At 61.2% G+C, this 17,448-nt stretch carries 15 protein-coding genes; 8 read left to right on the top strand and 7 right to left on the bottom strand.

The features are described 5' to 3' along the window. Positions 1 to 31: 31 nt before the first annotated feature. The 3 genes from VW35_RS18885 to VW35_RS18875 form a co-directional block, all read right to left on the bottom strand. The gene (locus tag VW35_RS18885; RefSeq protein WP_046144652.1) at positions 32 to 247 is read right to left on the bottom strand and encodes a cold-shock protein; all 216 of its coding nucleotides are present in this window, start codon (positions 245 to 247) and stop codon (positions 32 to 34) included. 187 nt (positions 248 to 434) lie between these two features. Next, positions 435 to 1,487, bottom strand: coding sequence for a LacI family DNA-binding transcriptional regulator (locus VW35_RS18880; protein WP_052951876.1), 1,053 nt, complete (start codon positions 1,485 to 1,487; stop codon positions 435 to 437). 23 nt (positions 1,488 to 1,510) lie between these two features. After that, complete coding sequence (locus tag VW35_RS18875) at positions 1,511 to 2,512, bottom strand: Gfo/Idh/MocA family protein (protein WP_046144895.1); 1,002 nt, start codon at positions 2,510 to 2,512, stop codon at positions 1,511 to 1,513. Positions 2,513 to 2,698: 186 nt separating this feature from the next. On the opposite strand from VW35_RS18875, the gene VW35_RS18870 reads away from it, so the two are divergent. From VW35_RS18870 to VW35_RS18855, 4 genes are all read left to right on the top strand, one after another. After that, positions 2,699 to 3,427 carry a ThuA domain-containing protein gene (locus VW35_RS18870; protein ID WP_046144894.1) on the top strand — a complete coding sequence of 243 codons (729 nt, stop codon included), beginning with the start codon at positions 2,699 to 2,701 and terminating at the stop codon, positions 3,425 to 3,427. A 107-nt stretch (positions 3,428 to 3,534) separates the two neighbouring features. Beyond that, complete coding sequence (locus VW35_RS18865) at positions 3,535 to 4,686, top strand: MFS transporter (protein ID WP_046144651.1); 1,152 nt, start codon at positions 3,535 to 3,537, stop codon at positions 4,684 to 4,686. Between the two features lie 83 nt (positions 4,687 to 4,769). After that, positions 4,770 to 6,815: a M3 family metallopeptidase gene (locus VW35_RS18860; protein ID WP_244465946.1), complete on the top strand. Its 2,046-nt coding sequence runs from the start codon at positions 4,770 to 4,772 to the stop codon at positions 6,813 to 6,815. A 235-nt stretch (positions 6,816 to 7,050) separates the two neighbouring features. Next, positions 7,051 to 7,743, top strand: coding sequence for a DedA family protein (locus tag VW35_RS18855; RefSeq protein ID WP_052951875.1), 693 nt, complete (start codon positions 7,051 to 7,053; stop codon positions 7,741 to 7,743). On the opposite strand, the gene VW35_RS18850 is transcribed toward VW35_RS18855, so the two are convergent. The 4 genes from VW35_RS18850 to VW35_RS18835 all read right to left on the bottom strand — a co-directional run bounded on the left by VW35_RS18850 (position 7,740) and on the right by VW35_RS18835 (position 12,211). Next, entirely contained in the window at positions 7,740 to 8,357 is a 618-nt protein-coding gene (locus VW35_RS18850) for an FMN-binding negative transcriptional regulator (RefSeq protein ID WP_046144649.1), read from the bottom strand. The genes VW35_RS18855 and VW35_RS18850 overlap by 4 nt on opposite strands. A 170-nt stretch (positions 8,358 to 8,527) precedes the next feature. Next, positions 8,528 to 9,532 (bottom strand): ABC transporter ATP-binding protein, encoded by a 1,005-nt coding sequence (locus VW35_RS18845; RefSeq protein WP_046144648.1) that lies wholly within the window; start codon positions 9,530 to 9,532, stop codon positions 8,528 to 8,530. A 1-nt stretch (position 9,533) separates the two neighbouring features. After that, the gene (locus tag VW35_RS18840; RefSeq protein ID WP_425283798.1) at positions 9,534 to 11,102 is read right to left on the bottom strand and encodes an ABC transporter permease; all 1,569 of its coding nucleotides are present in this window, start codon (positions 11,100 to 11,102) and stop codon (positions 9,534 to 9,536) included. Between the two features lie 110 nt (positions 11,103 to 11,212). Further along, positions 11,213 to 12,211, bottom strand: a complete 999-nt coding sequence (locus VW35_RS18835; protein ID WP_046144647.1) for an iron ABC transporter substrate-binding protein — start codon at positions 12,209 to 12,211, stop codon at positions 11,213 to 11,215. A 143-nt stretch (positions 12,212 to 12,354) separates the two neighbouring features. On the opposite strand from VW35_RS18835, the gene VW35_RS18830 reads away from it, so the two are divergent. The 4 genes from VW35_RS18830 (at position 12,355) to VW35_RS18815 (ending at position 17,421) form a co-directional block, all read left to right on the top strand. Continuing rightward, on the top strand, positions 12,355 to 13,617 hold the full coding sequence (locus tag VW35_RS18830) for an imelysin family protein (protein ID WP_046144646.1): 1,263 nt from the start codon (positions 12,355 to 12,357) through the stop codon (positions 13,615 to 13,617). A 191-nt stretch (positions 13,618 to 13,808) separates the two neighbouring features. Continuing rightward, complete coding sequence (locus VW35_RS18825; protein ID WP_244465950.1) at positions 13,809 to 15,272, top strand: di-heme oxidoreductase family protein; 1,464 nt, start codon at positions 13,809 to 13,811, stop codon at positions 15,270 to 15,272. Continuing rightward, entirely contained in the window at positions 15,272 to 16,327 is a 1,056-nt protein-coding gene (locus tag VW35_RS18820) for an imelysin family protein (protein WP_046144644.1), read from the top strand. The genes VW35_RS18825 and VW35_RS18820 overlap by 1 nt, the downstream gene beginning before the upstream one ends. Positions 16,328 to 16,329: 2 nt before the next feature. Then, a complete protein-coding gene (locus VW35_RS18815; RefSeq protein ID WP_046144643.1) occupies positions 16,330 to 17,421 on the top strand; it encodes a DUF1513 domain-containing protein in 1,092 nt (363 codons plus the stop codon). Positions 17,422 to 17,448: the final 27 nt, after the last annotated feature.

Below are 17,448 nucleotides of genomic sequence, written 5' to 3'. Positions count from 1 at the left end.
GGCGCCGTTTGCAGCGGCGCCCTTGAAAACCTTACTGCTCGAGCAGCTTGAGGTTGGTCGCCGATTCCTTGCCGTCACGGCCGGTCTGCAGTTCGTACTCGACCTTGTCGTTTTCGTAGAGGCCATCGAGACCCGAACGCTGAACGGCAGAAATGTGGACAAAGGCGTCCTTGCCACCAGATTCCGGCTGGATGAAGCCGAAGCCCTTGGTGGTGTTGAAGAATTTCACGGTGCCCTTAATGGCCATATGTCTATATCCTGATGCTCTGCTTGCGAGCGGTTTCCCAAGTGCGACATGCAATCGGGGTCTTACGTTCGCATGCATTGGAGCCGGATAGTCCGGAAGAGGCAGCCGACCTAGGCCGCAAACGTCGGCGCACCATAAACGAATTTGTCCAATCAGCCCAGCCTATTCAGTGCGGAGCTTGTTCAATTTATTTATCTAATGAGTGCTTTGCCAGGGGAATGGTTTTGCGCGCGGCGTTGTGGTGAGGCGGCATGTCAAGGCCCGTGCTTCGTCCCCAGCGCACCACGCATTCGATCGCTTGCTGGACGGGCGGTGCCGCGGGGTCACGATCAATGATGTCGGCGAGTGCTTCGCTGACCTTGCCGCTTGGTGGCATGATCGTCGTGATCGAATGAGATTCCCAATTGGCAAGGGCCACGCCATCATGGCCGACTATGGCCAGATCTTCGGGGACGCGGATGTCGAGAAGGGACGCTGCATCCTTGATGCCGACTGCCATCAGGTCATTGGCAGCGATGATCGCGTCGGGCCGACCGCGTCGCAGCAACAAGACGGCTTCCTTATACCCTGACTCGTAGGAATAATCGCCATGTTCGACGAGATCGAAGGCGAGGCCGTGTGCGCCGAGCGCAATGGAAAACCAATCCATGCGCTGCTTGTCGATATGGCTCGAGGAGCGGCCCGAGAGATAGACAAAGCGGCGCCGGCCCTCGGCAACGAGGTGATCGACCACCTCTCGCGTTGCCGCGGCAGCATCGAGCCGGACGTCGGAGACTGCCCGGCCATGGAGGGGTTCAGAAGAGGCGACGACGAGCACTGCCGACCGGAAAATATCGATGGCGTCGTCGATCGAGACGGCGTCGGAATAAAGCACGACGTGGTCGACCCGGTAGGTCGAGGCAAGTCGCATTAGCTGGCTGCGGTCTTCATGGTTGGCGCAGCAAAGCAGAAGCGGCATGCGCTCCCGGGCCTGAAGGCGATGGACCAATTGGTCGAGGCCTTCGCCTTCGGCGGGATTGGCAACTGTGTTCACCACCAGCGCCACGAGACGCGATTGGCTCATGTTAAGTGAGCGCGCCATGGCGTTGGGGCGGTAGCCATGCTCATCGGCGAGCGCGAGGATGCGCGCTCGCGTTTCCGGCTTGATCTTGGCATCGGCGGAAAAGGCGCGCGAAATGGTGGCGGAAGAGACGCCGGCAAGCTTGGCCAGTCCTACCGATGTCAGCCCTTTGCGTCGCATGCCGGCCGTTCCGCTTGAGAGGTTTATGACACCTCTATGGCAATGGGGGTGCCATCGCCAGCCACCGATGCCTTGATGGCGTCCCAGAGCCGGGCAAAGCGCAGGCCATTGGCAACCGTCGACGGATTTTCCATGCGGCCGTCCCGCACCGCCTGGAAGGTCTGCATCGGCGTGTCGCGGATTTCGTTTTCTTCCCGCCCTTCTGCGACGCCGTTGATCGTCACTTCGCGCCAGGCGCCCCAGGCGTCGATGCGGACGATCGCCTTGGTATATAAGAACGTAATTGCCGAAGCGCAGCCGGGAGGACCATCACCGGCGGCATTGAAGGTGACCAGGGCGCCATTGCTGAGGCGGGCGGCGACGGCCGTCGCGAGATCGACTGCGAGGCCGCGATTGTTGGCATAAGCGGAGAGTCGCTCGAATTCGGCATCGGCGAGTACGCAGACGGTGTTCATCATGTGGGCGCCGGTATCGAACATGAAGCCGCCGCCGGAGATGGCGGGGTTCTGCTTCCACTGGCCGGCATAGTTCTTGGCCCAGCCCTCCCAGATCGAGGCATTGACGCTGACAAGGTCGCCGAAGTCGCCGCGGCGGGCGCGGTTTTTGGTGTCATGGACGAGCGGCGAAAGGCCGCCCTGGAAGGCGATGACGACGGTCCGCCCGGTGCGCTTTTCCGCTTCGACGAGCGCCAGCGCTTCTTCGACCGTGGTCACCATCGGCTTTTCAAGGAGCAGGTCGAACCCCGCTTCGACGACGGCCAAGGCATTGGCGCCATGAAAGACATGCGGGGTCGAAACGTAGACAGCGTCCATCTGTCCCTGCATGGCGGCGAGCATGGCTTCGGCGCTGTCATATTCGGCGGGGCGAGGGGCGCCCACCGACTCGCAGGTATCGGCGAAGCGCTTGCGCGACACGTCGCTGACTTCGGCGGTGGCGACGATTTCGACGTCCGGCATTGCCGCCCACCCCTTGGCATAGTCGGCTGCCTTGAGGCCTGCGCCAATGACGCCCAATCGCAAAACCATCTTCAGCTCCTCCTTCATTTTGTGAACACGTGTACATCAGGTTTGCCGGTGTCGCAAACTGTCCACGCTTGGAAAAGTGCTGGAATCTTGAGCTGTGGAAGATTGGGCTCACAGCGACTTGTCGAACATGTGTATACGTGTACATTTTATCACCGTCGCTCACTGACCGCTTGCTTGGAGATTATTTTGACGATTCGCCTGACCATGTGGAACGAGGGGCGCCACGAGAAGAACGATCCACCGGTGGCAAAGATCTATCCCGACGGCATGGACGGGGCGCTCGCGGACGGCTTCAAGGACCGAGATTTTACGATCGAACGCCGGACGATCGATGATCCGGAGCAGGGCCTGACGCAGGACCTGCTCGATCGCACCGATGTGCTGACCTGGTGGGGCCATGTTGCCCATGATGAGGTCAAGGACGAATATATCGACCGCGTACAGCAGCGTGTCTTGGCCGGAATGGGCCTCGTTGTCCTCCACTCCGGCCACCATTCGAAAATGTTCCGCCGCATGGTGGGCACCAATGCCAATCTTTCATGGCGCGAACTGCCGGAAGGCGATCTGGAACGGGTCTGGACCATCCTGCCCAATCACCCCATCGCCGATGGCGTGCCTCCCTTTTTCGAAATTCCAGCTTCGGAAATGTATGGCGAGCCTTTCGACATCCCAGCGCCCGACGAAATCGTCTTCCTCTCCTGGTACAAGGGCGGCGAAGTGTTCCGCTCGGGTCTCACCTTCTACCGTGGTCTCGGCCGCATCTTCTACTTCTCGCCCGGACACGAGACCTTCCCGATCTATCACCATCCCATGGTGCAACATGTGATCGGCAACGGCATCGAATGGGCAATGCAGCCGCATAAGCCTTCGCGAAAGCTCGATAACTGGCACCGCAAGGAGCCGATCCACCGTTAGGACCAGGGGTGGCCGGCGCATCGTGCCGGCCGAATTGTTTTCCTGGCGCATTGGGTCTGCTGCTCAAATCGAGTAGACGAGCGGCATCCTGCCTTCGAGCCATGCCCATGAAGCCCCATCAACGCATTTATTTCCTGCAGTTCGCCCTGGCACTGTCCATGGGCGCCCTGCTTTCTCGCCTGCCGGATTTGCAGACCAAATTCGCGCTGACCGAGGGGCAGGTGGGGCTGATGCTGATCACCATGTCCTTTGGCGTTCTTTGCGGGCTGACCTTTGGTGGAAGGCTGGTTGAGCGGGCAGGCGCGCGGCTAACCACGATGATCACCGTCTTCGGTGCTTCCTTTTTCTATGCCCTTATTCCGTGGATGCCATCGGCCCTGTGGGCGGCGCCGTTGTTCTTTGCTGCCGGCCTTCTCTGTGGGGCCCTCGAGATCAACGCCAATGTCGAAGCAGACCGGCACGAGGGCCAGATGGGACGGCGCATCATGAGCCGCGTCCATGGCATGTGGAGCCTTGGGTTTTTTGTGACCGCATTGATTGCGGCGGTCGTTCGTCAGGCGCAGATTTCGATCGAAGCCCACCTTTTCGTTATGTTCATCGTGGTGGTGGTCTCGGGCGCTATCGTCTTTTCCAGGATGGAGAATGCACCCAAACGCGCCGAGGACCATACGGGCGCAACGCCACCCTTTGCCTTCCCGACCCTCGGTCTCTTGCCGCTCTGCCTCCTGGGGGCCGCGCCTCTCTTTGTCGAAGGGGCGGGCGTGGATTGGTCGGCGATCTATATGCGCGACGTCTTCGCAGTCGAGCCGTTCATCGGCGGTCTTAGCGTCACGCTGTTCTCGCTCGCGATCGCGATTGGGCGGTTGAGCATGGATCCGGTTGTCGATCGCTTTGGTCCGCGGCGTGTGGCAACTGTCCTGCTCATCCTCGCGATCGTCGGCGTGACACTGGTTGCCTCGGCGCCCAGTCCTTGGCTCGCCCTTGTCGGCTTTTTGCTGTCAGGCATAGGGTGCTCGTCGGTCTATCCACTCGCCATCTCGGCAGCGGCGCGACGAACCGATCGCCCTGCCTCGGTCAATGTGGCGGCACTCTCGCAGATGACCTTCGTCGTGTTCTTTGCCGGCCCTCCGCTCCTCGGGTTCATCGCAGAACATTATGGTATTCGCTTTTCCTATTGGATCGTGGTCCCTGTGCTCATTGCGGCTCTCCTCGCGACAACGGCGCTCATCTCTGCGCCTGCGCGCAGGGTGAAAGCATAGTGTCGTCGACATCAGACCCGAGCCTCTGACCTTGCCCAAATCGGTTCTTGCCGCCACGTTAGGCGCCAATAAGGAGCCTGCCCGTGACCAATCCGTTCTTTGAAGCCTGGAACACGCCCTATGAGGCGCCGCCATTCGACCGCATCGAAACCAGCCACTTCCAGCCGGCCTTCGTTGAGGCGCTGAACCAGCACAAGGCGGAAGTCGTCGCCATCGGCGCAAACGGCGCTGCCCCGACCTTCGAAAACACCATTGCAGCGCTCGAACGCTCGGGAAAGCTGCTGCGACGGGTAGAAATGGTCTTCAGCCAGCTCACTTCTGCCGCGACTAGCGATGCGTTGCAGGCCGTCGAGCGCGAGGTGGTCTTGCTGGTCGCTCGGCATTGGAATGCGATCTTCCTCGACCCCAATCTCTTTTCCCGGATCGAAAGGCTTTACGACGCGCGAGGCGAACTCGGTCTTGATCCCGAAGCCCAAAGAGTGCTCGAGCGTTATTACCTCGATTTCGTGCGCGCCGGTGCCAAATTGACCGAGGCGGAACGGGGACGTTTTGCGGAAATCGTTGAGCATCTGGCAGCACTTGGTACGCAGTTTGGCCAGAATGTGCTCGCTGACGAACAGGAAACCGTCTTTCCCCTTTCGGAAGCGGAGATGGATGGGCTGCCCGATTTTGCGCGCGCTGCGGCTGCGGAGACTGCGCGCGATCGCAAGATCAATGCGCCATACGCTGTGACGCCGTCGCGCTCGAGCGTCGAGCCGATCCTGCATTTTGCTACCGATCGTAGCGTGCGCGAGAAAATCTGGGACGCTTTCGTCAAGCGCGGCGCCAACGGCAACAAGAACGACAATTCACAGGTGATCGAAGAAATCGTCGCACTGCGCGCGGAGCAGGCGCGTCTACTCGGCTACGAGAGCTACGCAGCCTATAAACTCGCCGACTCCATGGCAGGAACTCCGAAGGCGGCGCGGGACCTGCTCGAAGAAGTGTGGGATGGCGGCCGGAAACGCGCGGAAGCCGATCGCGAAGCTCTCGAGGCGCTTGCCAGGTCAAAAGGTCAGGCCGAGCCGCTCGAAGCCTGGGATTGGCGGTTCTACGCCGAAAAGCTCCGTCTCGCGCGCTACGATTTCGACGAGAACGCGCTCAAGCCATATCTGCAGCTTGAAAAGGTCATCGATGCGTCCTTCTTCGTTGCCCAAAAGCTCTTTGGGCTGACCTTCGCTCCGCGTGAAGACATCGTTGGCTATCATCCGGACGTGCGTGTCTGGGAGGTCGCCCGGGCAGGCAAGATCATCGGCCTCTTCTACGGCGATTATTTTGCGCGGCCGGGGAAGCGATCAGGCGCCTGGATGACCTCGTTCCGCGATCAGTCCAAGCTCGATGGCGAGCAAATCCCATTCATCGTCAATACCTGCAATTTCGTCAAACCGCCCGAGGGCCAGCCGGCGCTGCTTTCGCTCGACGAAGCGCGGACCGTCTTTCATGAGATGGGGCATGGGCTTCATGGTCTGCTCTCGGATGTGACCTATCCGCGAATTTCTGGCACCAGCGTCGTGCGCGATTTTGTCGAACTGCCCAGCCAGATCTATGAGCATTGGCTCGAAGCCGCGCCGGTTTTGGCCCAATTCACCCATGTCGAAACCGGCGAACCCATTCCGGAAGAGCTGCTTGAGCGGATGCATGCCGCACGGACTGCCAATACCGGTTTCGAGACAGTCGAGTTCGTATCATCCGCCATTCTCGACATGGATTATCATTCCCAGCCGATGAATGGCTCTGTCGCCGAGTTTGAGAAGGCCGTGCTCGACAGTATCAACATGCCGCGCGAGATCGCCCTTCGCCATGCCAGCACCCACTTTCTCCATTTGTTCGCCGGCGATGGTTATGCCGCGGGCTATTACAGCTATCTCTGGAGCGAGGTGCTCGACGCCGACGGCTTCGAAGCGTTTGAGGAAGCCGGAGACCCATTCGACGCCGAAACGGCCAAGCGGCTGCACGATTTCATCTATTCAGCCGGTGGCAAGCGCGATTTTGCCGAGGCCTATCGTCTCTTTCGCGGTCGCGACCCGGACGTCAAAGCGCTGCTGCGCAACCGTGGCCTCGTGACCGTCGAGGCAGATGCCGAAGCCTGACCCAGTGGGCGAGGCGCCTTGCCGGTGCCTTCCTCGACATTACCCGTTTACCGGATCGCCCGTTTGTCATCGGCGCATGGCAATCACAGCTGGTTTTCCGCGCGCTGGAGGATATTCTATATAGGTCTCGGTGCACTATGTTTGCAGTACTTAACCGAGACCCGAGTGTGGGGCGCGCGTTAGGCTGCTATGACCGACGTTCTCAAAAACAGCAGTTCTTCCCGGTTCACGCCTCATGATTGAATACCTGCACACCATTTCGGCCTGGCTCGAGACGCTTCTCAATTCCGTCTCGGACAATTTCTGGCTGTCGATCGGCTTTATTTTTCTCGTGTCGATTGGTGAGGCGGTCTTCATACTTGGGCTTTTCGTGCCCTCGACCCCGGTGCTCCTGCTCGTTGGGGGCATCATCGCCACCGGAAAGCTGCCCTTCTGGCCGATTTATTTCGCGGCGGTTCTTGGCGCTGTGATTGGCGACGCGGTGTCCTACACCGTTGGCTTTGCACTCAAGGACAGGATCAAGACCATCTGGCCGTTCCGGAACTATATTGATCTGCTCGAGCGGGGCGAGGCGTTCTTTGCCAAGCATGGCGGCAAGTCCGTGTTTATCGGCCGCTTCATTCCCGGCGTAAAAGCCGTGGTCCCCGGCATCGCCGGCATGATGGGCATGCCTTATCGCTGGTTCTCTATCATCAATGTCAGTTCCGCCTTTGCCTGGGCGGCGGCGCACATCTTGCCAGGCATGCTCCTGACCGCTTGGCTCAAGTCCATCGGGCTGTCGCTAGAGCTGGTGATCATCGTCGGTGCGATCGTACTGACGGCATTGTTCCTGCTGATCCACTATTTCAAGTCGATCGTCCTGTTCTTCGCTCCCTTCATGGGCGGATTCGGCAGGTCGTTGCAGGAGCGGTGGGCGGGCCGGGTCTAGTCTTTCCGCGCCATCTTTTCGGCGAGCGCCTCGTAGCCGGCGTTTCGCATCCCATGAATCGCGCCATCGCGGTCGGGTTGGTCGCGGTTCTGACTGAGCTTGGATTTGGCAATCGTGCGTGTCACCGCGACGCGAAACGCCACGATTTTATCGAGCATCTCGGTCATGTAGTCGGCCGGCGCATCTGCCATGTGCCAGGCTCCATCGCCATTGACGGCGCGTTCATGCGCCCGCGTCAGGATGCCGACAGCTGCGCGTTTGCTGCTGACGTCATGTTGGAAGGTGATGGTCCCGTAGAGGTGGACGGCCTGATAATTCCAGGTCGGTACCGCGCCGTGGTGCTCTTTCTTGCTGGGATAATAGTTTGGCGAGACATATCCATCGACGCCGCGAAAGACGATCAACACCTCCGTGCCGGCCGGCACAAGGCGATGCATTTCGTTGGCCAAGGCAAAATGCCCGATAACGTCACCTATCTTGTCGATGAATAGCGGCACATGATTGGCTACCAATCCCTCAACAGTGTGGGCGATTATGCAGCCAAGCGGCGCTGAGCTGATGATCTGGGCAATCTCGGCAGGGTCCACTTCCTTGAAATGCTCGGGAAGATACATCGCTACTCCATGAACCCGAGCCGCGGCCAAATGTGCGCCACCCATTCGCGCGCTAGCATACCTCAGGTATCGGATGCGCGAAACGGATGGATGCCTTGGAACGAAGCACTGCCTATGATCCAGGAAAGCGACGTTGCGCTACATGGTGAACACTAGATGTGCCGGGCTTTTCATCTGCTGCGGAACACGTGGCCCCGCCCGTTAACCGCAAGACACACACTGTCGCCTTGTGTCAGGGAGGTGGCGGCTGGAACGTCGATCGAGAAGTGGCCGGCACTCTGGCATTCGAGCTCTAGCCGGCGCGCGGCGCCGCGATAGCTGCTGTGGAGGATGCGGGCCAAAGTGCCGTTTTCTGCAATGCGCACCTGCTCGGGGCGGACGAGAATGGTCGCCTTGGCCGTGTCAGAGTGATCGACAGCGAGCGGACCAAGGGGGGTGTCAGCAACGCCGCCGCGAATCGCTGCTTCGAAAATGATCGTTTCGCCAAGGAATTTGGCGGTCTCGATATCGATCGGCTGCTCATAAAGTCGTTGCGGCTGGCCGGCATCGGCAATACGGGCATCGCGCATGACAACGAGATGATCGGCGAAAGCGAGGGCTTCGGACTGGTCGTGGGTCACTAGAATCGAAGCGATACCGGCCTCGCGCAGAACCGCTTCGACCATGTCGCGCATGGCTTCGCGAAGACCGGTATCGAGGGCGGAAAAAGGCTCATCGAGGAGCATCAGGGCCGGCTGCTGAGCGAGGGCCCTGGCGAGGGCGACGCGCTGTTGCTGTCCGCCCGAAAGTTCGTGCGGACGCCGCGACTTCATCGCGGCGGAAAGGCCAACGCGGGCAAGGAGCGTGTCGATACGGCTTTCGCGATTGCTTGCTTGGCGCGGTATGGCGAAGCCAATGTTTTCGGCAACGCTCATATGGGGGAAGAGCGCGCCTTCCTGAGCAACATAGGCGATGTTGCGCTGATGCGGCGGTACGGTATCGAGAGGGCGGCCATCAAGGGTGATGTTGCCGGCATCCGGCGTTTCGAAACCGGCGATGAGGCGCAAAAGTGTCGTCTTGCCCGAGCCCGATGGTCCAACGATCACAGTGCGGCTGCCGGAAGGCGCGGCGAGATCGACGCGGTCGACGCCAGGCTGATCGCCATAGGTTTTGGTGAGTCCGGAGAGCTGCAGCATGTCAGGCCTGGTCTGCGCGATCGGCCTTGGCGTGAAGCAGCACGACGAGCGGAATGGAAAGAACGATCATGAGCAGCGCATAAGGCGCCGCCGCGGCAAAGTCGAGTTCGCTCGTATAGGACCAGAAGCGCATGGCGAGCGTGCGCGTGCCGTTTGGCGCCAGCATCAGCGTCGCCGTCAATTCGGTAGTGATGCCAAGACCGACAAGGGCTGCGCTGGCCAATGCACCGGGCGCGGCCAGACGAACCGTCGTGTGCCAGATGGCCGAAACGGGCTTACGGCCTAGGCTGAGGGCCGCGCGTTCGAGTTCGACCGGCGCCTGGGCAATGCTGGTGCGGAGGCCGACAAGGGCGCGGGGCAGGAACATCAGCGCATATGCGAAAAGCAGTGTGGCGATGGTCTGATAGAGCGGGAGCGCGACATTGACCGTGACGGTCACGAGAGCCAGCGCGATGATGACGCCGGGCAGGGCCCCCACATAGGAATGGGCGGCTTCGAGCAGTTTTTGCATGCGGCTCGGTGCGCGAACGGTCAGCCATGCCATGGGCAGGGCGGCAAGGGTGGTGAGCGCGGCACCGGCAAAGGCCAAGGTGGCGGTCTGTCCGAGGGCCGGGAGGATAAAATCGAGGCGCCAGATCTCGGCGCCGCCGGCGATTAGCCAGCGCGATAATGTCAGGATCGGCACGGCGAGCGAAAGCAGTGCAAAAGCTGTCAACAGAGCAAGCGCCGGCCACTTCCAACGGCCGAGCATTACGCGGCGGCGCTGCCGGGCAGCGCCAGTCCCTACCCGGGCATAGCGTTCGTCGCCGCGCAACCCGGTTTCGAGGCCCAGGAGTCCGAGGCAGAGCAGCACCAGCACGCCGCCAAGGAGGTTGGCCGAGGGACCATTATAGACCGACTGGAACTGATCGACGATCACGGTGGCAAAGGTATCGAAGCGCGTAAGAACGAAGAGGCCGTATTCGGCGAGAAGATGCAGCCCGATCAGCAGGCCGCCGCCCAGGATGGCGAGGCGAAGCTGGGGCAGCACGATGCGGAAGAAGACGGCCAGCGGCGCCTTGCCCATGGATTGTGCCGTTTCCTCGAGGGCTGGATCGAGCCGGCGCAGCTGCGCGGCAACGGGCAGGTAGACGAAGGGCAGGTAGGCAAGAATGGAAACGAGAACGGCCGCTCCCAAGCCATGGAAGCGGGGCGCAAAGGCGCTCCAGGCATAGGAATGGACGAAGGCGGGCAGGGCGAGGGGCGCGACCATCAGCCAAGACCAGAGCCGGGCGAGCGGCAGGTCGGTGCGCTCGATCAGCCAGGCGCAGGCGACGGCCAGGGTGGCGGAAAGCGGAAGAACGAGGAGCAGGAGCGCCGCGGTATTGAGCAGCAGTGCTGCGACTTTGGGCCGGAGGACAAGGTCTGCGATCGTGTCCCAGCCGCTGGTGACAGCGACATAGAGAACGAAGAGCAGCGGGAGGAGGCTGAGGAGGCCGGTTATTCCCGCAGCAAGGAAGATGGCTGAGTGGCTGCCGCCGCGCGGGACGCGCAGCGTGCGTGGCCGCTGGGCCTCTATGACCTCACCAATAGCCACCCTGTCATCCCCGCGAAAGCGGGGACCTCCGTTTTAAACAGGGGTTCCCGCTTTCGCGGGAATGACACTGTGGGTGTGAAGGGGTCATCATGGGTGATGAGCCGCTAGAGCAGCCCAGCTTCCGTCATCAGCTCCGCAGCCTTGGCGTTATCCAGCTGGCTCGGATCGATCTTGGGCGCACCGAGATCGGCAAGCGGCGGCAAGGCTGGGTTGGAGGCGTGGTCGACACCAACGGCGTATTCGAACGAGGTGCCATCGCGCAGCACGTCCTGGCCCTTGCCGGTAATGAAGCTCAGGAAGGCGAGCGCTTCTTCCTTATGCTGGCTCGAAGCCAGTACGCCGCCGCCGGAGATCGAGACGAAGGCGCCGGGGTCCTCGTTGCCGAAATAGTGCAATGCGGCTTTGTCGCTGTTTTCCTTGGTGCCGGCCTGATCGCCGAACCAGTAATAATGGTAGATCAGCGCGCCATCGACTTCGCCATTGTTGGTAGCGGCAAGGGCTGCGCGATTGCCGCGCACGATGACGGCGTTCGCCGCCATGCCCTTGAGCCACGACAGCGTGGCCTCTTCGCCTTCGAGCGCGAGATAGGCAGCAACAATGGCCTGGAAATCGGCGCCGCTCGGCGAGGCGGCCCAGCGTCCCTGCCATTTAGGATCTGCCAGTTCGGCCATGGTCTTCGGCAGATCGGCTTCGGTCAGCTTGTCCTTGTTATAGGCGAAGACAGTGGAGCGGGCGGCAATCCCGGTCCAGTTGCCGTTCTCGGGACGGAACTCGGCTGGCACCTGGGCGAGAAGGTCTGCGGGCAGGGGCTCGAAGAGCCCGGCCTTGTCGACCAGCGCCATGCCTGGAGAATTCTCAGTCAAAAACACATCTGCCGGGGAATTCGCGCCTTCCTGAAGGATCTGGTTGGCGACTTCGAGATCGGAGCCCTGGCGGAGGATGACCGGAATGCCGGTTTCCTCGGTGAAGGCGGTCGCCCATTCCTGCGCCAGGCTTTCATGCTGGGCGTTATAGACGGTGATGGCGTCCTGCTGGGCAACGACGGGAGCGATAAAGCCAAGCGCGGCAAAGGCGCCGGCGAGAAGCGGCAGATACTTGGTCATACGGCACTCTGCGGCCCACGCGGCCGCCTTCGGTAAAAGCTGATATAGTGTGTCTAATTTAGAGCGGGTCGGATGTCTACCAACAGTTGATCTTTTAAGGTGATAATCGTATTCACCTTTCAGTTTCTCCGGAGGAATGGTTGATGCTGTCGTTTGGCAAGCGCTCATTGCGCGGTCTTGCTCTTTCCCTGGCGCTGTCCGTTGCGCCGGCCGCCGTCTATGCTCAGGCGCCAAGCGATGCCGAGGTGCTCGCCAATTATGCCGATCTGGCCCTGGCAGGCTACGAGGACAGCCTCTCGACCGCCAAGGCGCTGGAGGCGGCGGTCGATGCATTGATCGCCAATCCGAGCGAGGAAACGCTGAATGCTGCACGGGAAGCCTGGAAAGCAGCCCGCATTCCCTATCAGCAAACCGAGGCGTTCCGCTTCGGCAATCCCATCGTTGACGAATGGGAGGGCCGCGTAAACGCCTGGCCGCTCGACGAGGGCCTGATCGACTATGTGGCGGCGGCCTATGGCACCGAAAGCGACAGCAACGCATTGTATGTCGCCAATGTCATCGCCACCCCCAAGATCACCGTCGATGGCAGCGAGGTCGATGCGACCGAGATTACGCCGGCGCTGCTGCAGGATGAATTGCAGGAAGCGGCGGGCGTCGAATCCAATGTCGCGACGGGCTACCATGCGATCGAGTTTCTGCTTTGGGGGCAGGACCTCAACGGCACAGGACCAGGCGCGGGCGATCGACCCTTCACAGATTACTCGACAGCGGAGCATGCCGATCGGCGTGCGGCCTATCTCAAGGCTGCGACGTCTTTGCTCGTTAGCGATCTTGAGGAAATGGTCGGCAATTGGCAGGCCGATGGTGCAGCACGCGCAGCGCTGCCGGAACTGGGGCTTTCCGCCATCCTGACCGGTATGGGGTCGCTGAGCTTTGGCGAACTCGCTGGCGAGCGCATGAAGCTCGGGCTGTTGCTGCATGATCCGGAAGAGGAGCACGACTGCTTCTCGGACAATACCCATGTCTCCCATCTCGAGGACGCGCAGGGCATCGAGAACGTTTATCTCGGCAAGTATGTGCGCACTGACGGTTCGGTCGTTGAGGGCCCGTCGCTGTCGGACGTGATTGCCACCAGGGACGCCGCGCTCGATACCGAAATCAAGGGGTTGCTCGCCGATACGCTCGCCAAAATGCAGGCCATGGCTGACCGTGCCGAGGCTGGCGAAGCCTATGATCAGCAGATCGGCGAAGGCAATGACGAGGGCAATGCGGTGGTTCAGGCGGCGATCGACGGGCTCATCGCCCAGACGCGGGGCATCGAACGGGCCGTGGCGCTGCTCGAACTCGACGGTGTGACCATAGAAGACAGCGATTCGCTTTCCAATCCGGACGCAGTGTTCCAGTAGGACGCGGGGGTAAAACTCTTTATGGTCGTTATTGCCGGGCGTGTCCCGGCAATCCATCTCGCCTCCGCACGGACCATCGGGACAAGCCCGATGGTGACGGCGGGTCGGGGGCGCAAGACAACAGCCACTTATCTGGTATCCGCATGCAAATCCGTTTCGCCCTCGCGCTGATCGCCGTCCTGGCGGGTGGAATGGTTGTCGCTCAGGAGGTCGGGACGCGCACTGATCTCTCCGCTGAAGACCTGGCGCGGGTGCGCGCCGTGACCGCGCCGGCGACGGATTTTGCCAAGGCCGAGCAATTCGAAACTAATCCGGCGGGCAAGGGCACAACGCGGTTTTCTGTGAACCAGGATTCGTTCAGCCATTTTCTCGACAATCTCAGCTTCGAGCAGGAAGAGCAGTTCAAGCTCGGCAATGCGCTTTTTCGAAAGATCTGGGTGAGTTCGCCGAGTTCGACGCAGGCGTCGGATGGCCTCGGGCCGCTGTTCAATGCCCGCGGCTGCCAGAGTTGCCACATCAAGGATGGACGCGGGCATCCGCCATTCGAGGGGCAGGCGGAGAATGTCTCGATGTTCCTGCGCCTTTCGGTGCCGCCGAGCGAGCCCGATACGCGGCTTGCCATGGATGGCGTCATTGCCGGCGAGGTGGGCGATCCGGTCTATGGCACGCAATTGCAGGATTTTGCCGTGCCGGGGCTGAAGGCCGAGGGGCGGATGGTCATCGATTACACGGACCTGCCGGTGACGCTCGGCGACGGGACCGTGGTGACCTTGCGCGAGCCGCATTATTCGGTCGCCGATCTCGCCTATGGGCCGCTGGCTGATGACGTCATGATGTCGCCGCGCATCGCCAATCCGATGATCGGGCTCGGGCTGGTCGAACAAATCCCTGACGAGGATATTATGGTTCATGCCGATCCCGACGATAAGGATGGCGACGGGATATCAGGGCGGCCAAACTGGACCATTGTCCCGGAGACAAAGGCGGTGGCGCTGGGCCGGTTCGGCTGGAAGGCCGGAATGGCGACGATCCGCAGCCAGTCGGCAGCGGCCTTTGCGGGTGATATCGGCATTTCAACACCGCTCGTGAACCTGCCGCATGGCGACTGCACCGAAAACCAGCCTGAATGTCTCAAGATGCCGACGGGCGAGCAGGCGCGGCTGGGGCTAAGCGAGGCGCCGGACCCGGTGCTCGATCTCGTGACCTTTTATGCCCAGACCCTCGGCGTGCCGGAGCGCCGTGATGTCGAGGACCAAGCCGTGCTGGCGGGCAAGGCGGCATTTTATGCGGCAGGCTGCGCTAGTTGCCACGTGCCGAAATTCGTCACCAGCCGGAATGCGGAAAACCACGCACATCGCTTCCAGTTGATCTGGCCCTATTCCGATTTCTTGCTGCACGACATGGGAGAGGGCCTGGCCGATCATCGATCGGAGGGGCAAGCATCGGGCGTCGAATGGCGAACGCCACCGCTTTGGGGCATCGGGCTGACCGAAGAGGTTTCCGGCCACTCATTTTTCCTCCATGACGGGCGCGCGCGCAACCTGACCGAGGCCATTCTCTGGCATGGCGGGGAGGCGCAAAAGGCACGCGATGTTTTTGCCGCAATGAGCGAGGATGAACGTGCCAATCTGTTGGACTTTCTGGGATCCCTTTGATGCGCTTGCTTCGTGCCCTGCTGGCCGCCGTACTGCTTGTTTCGCCAGCGGCCGCGCAGGTGATCAGCCCTTCGGAAATGTTGCGCTCGAGCGTAAGCAATTTCATCCGTCCGCAAACCAAGGCTTTCGCCGCTCGCGCCGATGAGCTGACCTCTGCAATGGGGGCGCTGTGCGAAAACGCGATGCCGGTCGACCTTCGTCTGGCGCAGGACGCGTTCGCCAAGGCGGCAGCGGCCTATGGTCGAGTCGAGTTTTTGCGTCTCGGGCCGTTGATGGACGATAATCGGGCAGATCGCATCCTCTTCTGGCCCGATCGCAAAGGCATCGGGCTGCGGCAAGTGCAGCAGGTGCTGGCGGAAAAAGATGCGAGCGCGACTGAGCTTGAGGGGTTGCAGGGCAAGAGCGTGGCCGTGCAGGGATTTGGAGCACTGGAATTTGTCCTGTTCGGCACTGGCTTCGAGGCGCTGACTTCCCCGGATGGGGCGTTCCGTTGTACCTATGGCCAGGCGATCAGCCAAAATCTCGCGCAGATGGCGGGCGAAATGTCGGAAGGCTGGGCGGACCCCGAGGGCATCGCCAAGCGCCTGACGCAGCCCGAGCCAGGCTACTCGGATTACCGGACGACGACGGAGTCTCTCGAGACCGTGGTCGGGCTTGTTTCGCATGGCATCGAGAGCCTGCGCTACACGCGCATCAATCCGTTCATTGCCAAGGGCGATGGCAAGGCCAACCCCAAGCAGGCGCTGTTCTGGCGCTCGAACCAGACTATCCCGATGCTGCGGGCCAATCTCGATGGCCTGCGTGGCCTTATCGAACTATCGGGCATCATCACCGACGCAACGCTCTCAGGCAAAGTCAGTGCCGCCTTCGACCGTGCCGAGGCAGCGGCCGATAAGGTGACGTTGCCGGTCGAACAAGCGGTTGCCGATCCGGCACAGGCTGCGGCGCTCAACGATCTTGTTGTGGCGACACAAGAGCTACAGCGGCTTATCGGCGAAGAGCTTTCGGCCACGCTCGGGCTCAGTGTCGGCTTTTCTTCGCTCGACGGAGACTGAGCATGTGGCAGCGCCGCGCGTTTTTGAAATCTGCCGGTGCCGGGTTTGTCGCGAGCCTTCTGCCGCAGCAATTGCTGGCGCTTGAAGCCAATGATCTGGTTTTTGCGAGTTCTATCCAGACCGCCGCCGGTGGCTATGGCGCGGTGCTGATGGGCGAGCGCGGCGACGTGATTTCGACGATCGAACTGCCCGATCGCGGGCATGACATCACCATCAGTCGTGAAGCTGGGCGGGGCGTTGTCTTTGCGCGCCAGCCGGGCACCTTTGCCGTGGTGTTCGACCCATTTGGGAACGACGCGCCTCAAACGCTGACCAGCGTGGAGGGAAGGCACTTCTTCGGCCATGGCGTCTTTTCGCCCGACGGCAGATTGCTCTACGCGACCGAAAGCGATTTCGAGGCCGCGCAGGGTGTCATCGGCATCTATGACGCGACGGACGGCTATCGTCGAATCGGCGAGTTTCCGACACATGGCACCGGGCCGCATGAAATGCTGCTCATGCCCGATGGGTTGACCTTTGTCGTTGCCAATGGCGGGATCGAGACGCATCCCGATTTCGGCCGGGCCGAGCTCAATCTCGATACGATGGACCCGAGTGTCGCCTTCATCGACCGGCGTGACGGCAGGCTCATCGGGCAACTCCGGCTCGATGCTGGCCTCCATCAGCTCTCGATCCGCCACATGGCGGTCGATGCAAGAAACCGGGTCTGGTTCGGTTGCCAATATAAGGGCGCGCCCAGCGACACGCCGCAGCTTGTTGGCTATGCGACCATGGATGGAGAGATCCGGCTGATTGAACTGCCGCCCGGCACGCTGAGCGATCTTCGCAATTATGTCGGTTCGGTTGCCGCTTCGATCGATGGTGGATGCATCGCAGTCTCCTCGCCAGAGGGCGACTTGTTGGTTGCGATCGACACGGATGGCAAGCGACCGGTCTTGGTCGAAACGCTGCGCAACGGCTGTGGGCTCGCCGCCGACCAGGCAGGGTTTGTCGCGACGAGCGGCAAGGGCGAAATGATCGGCATGGCCGGGGCGGAACGTCCTGCGCAGAAGTTCGAATTTTTGTTCGACAACCATATGTTGCGGCTGACGTAATCGGTCCCTACGCTCTTTCCGGGGGCC

Source organism: Devosia soli, from assembly GCF_000970455.1.
Taxonomy (GTDB): Bacteria; Pseudomonadota; Alphaproteobacteria; order Rhizobiales; family Devosiaceae; genus Devosia; species Devosia soli.
Note: the sequence above shows the minus strand (reverse complement) of the source record. Positions and strands in the feature narration are given on the sequence as shown.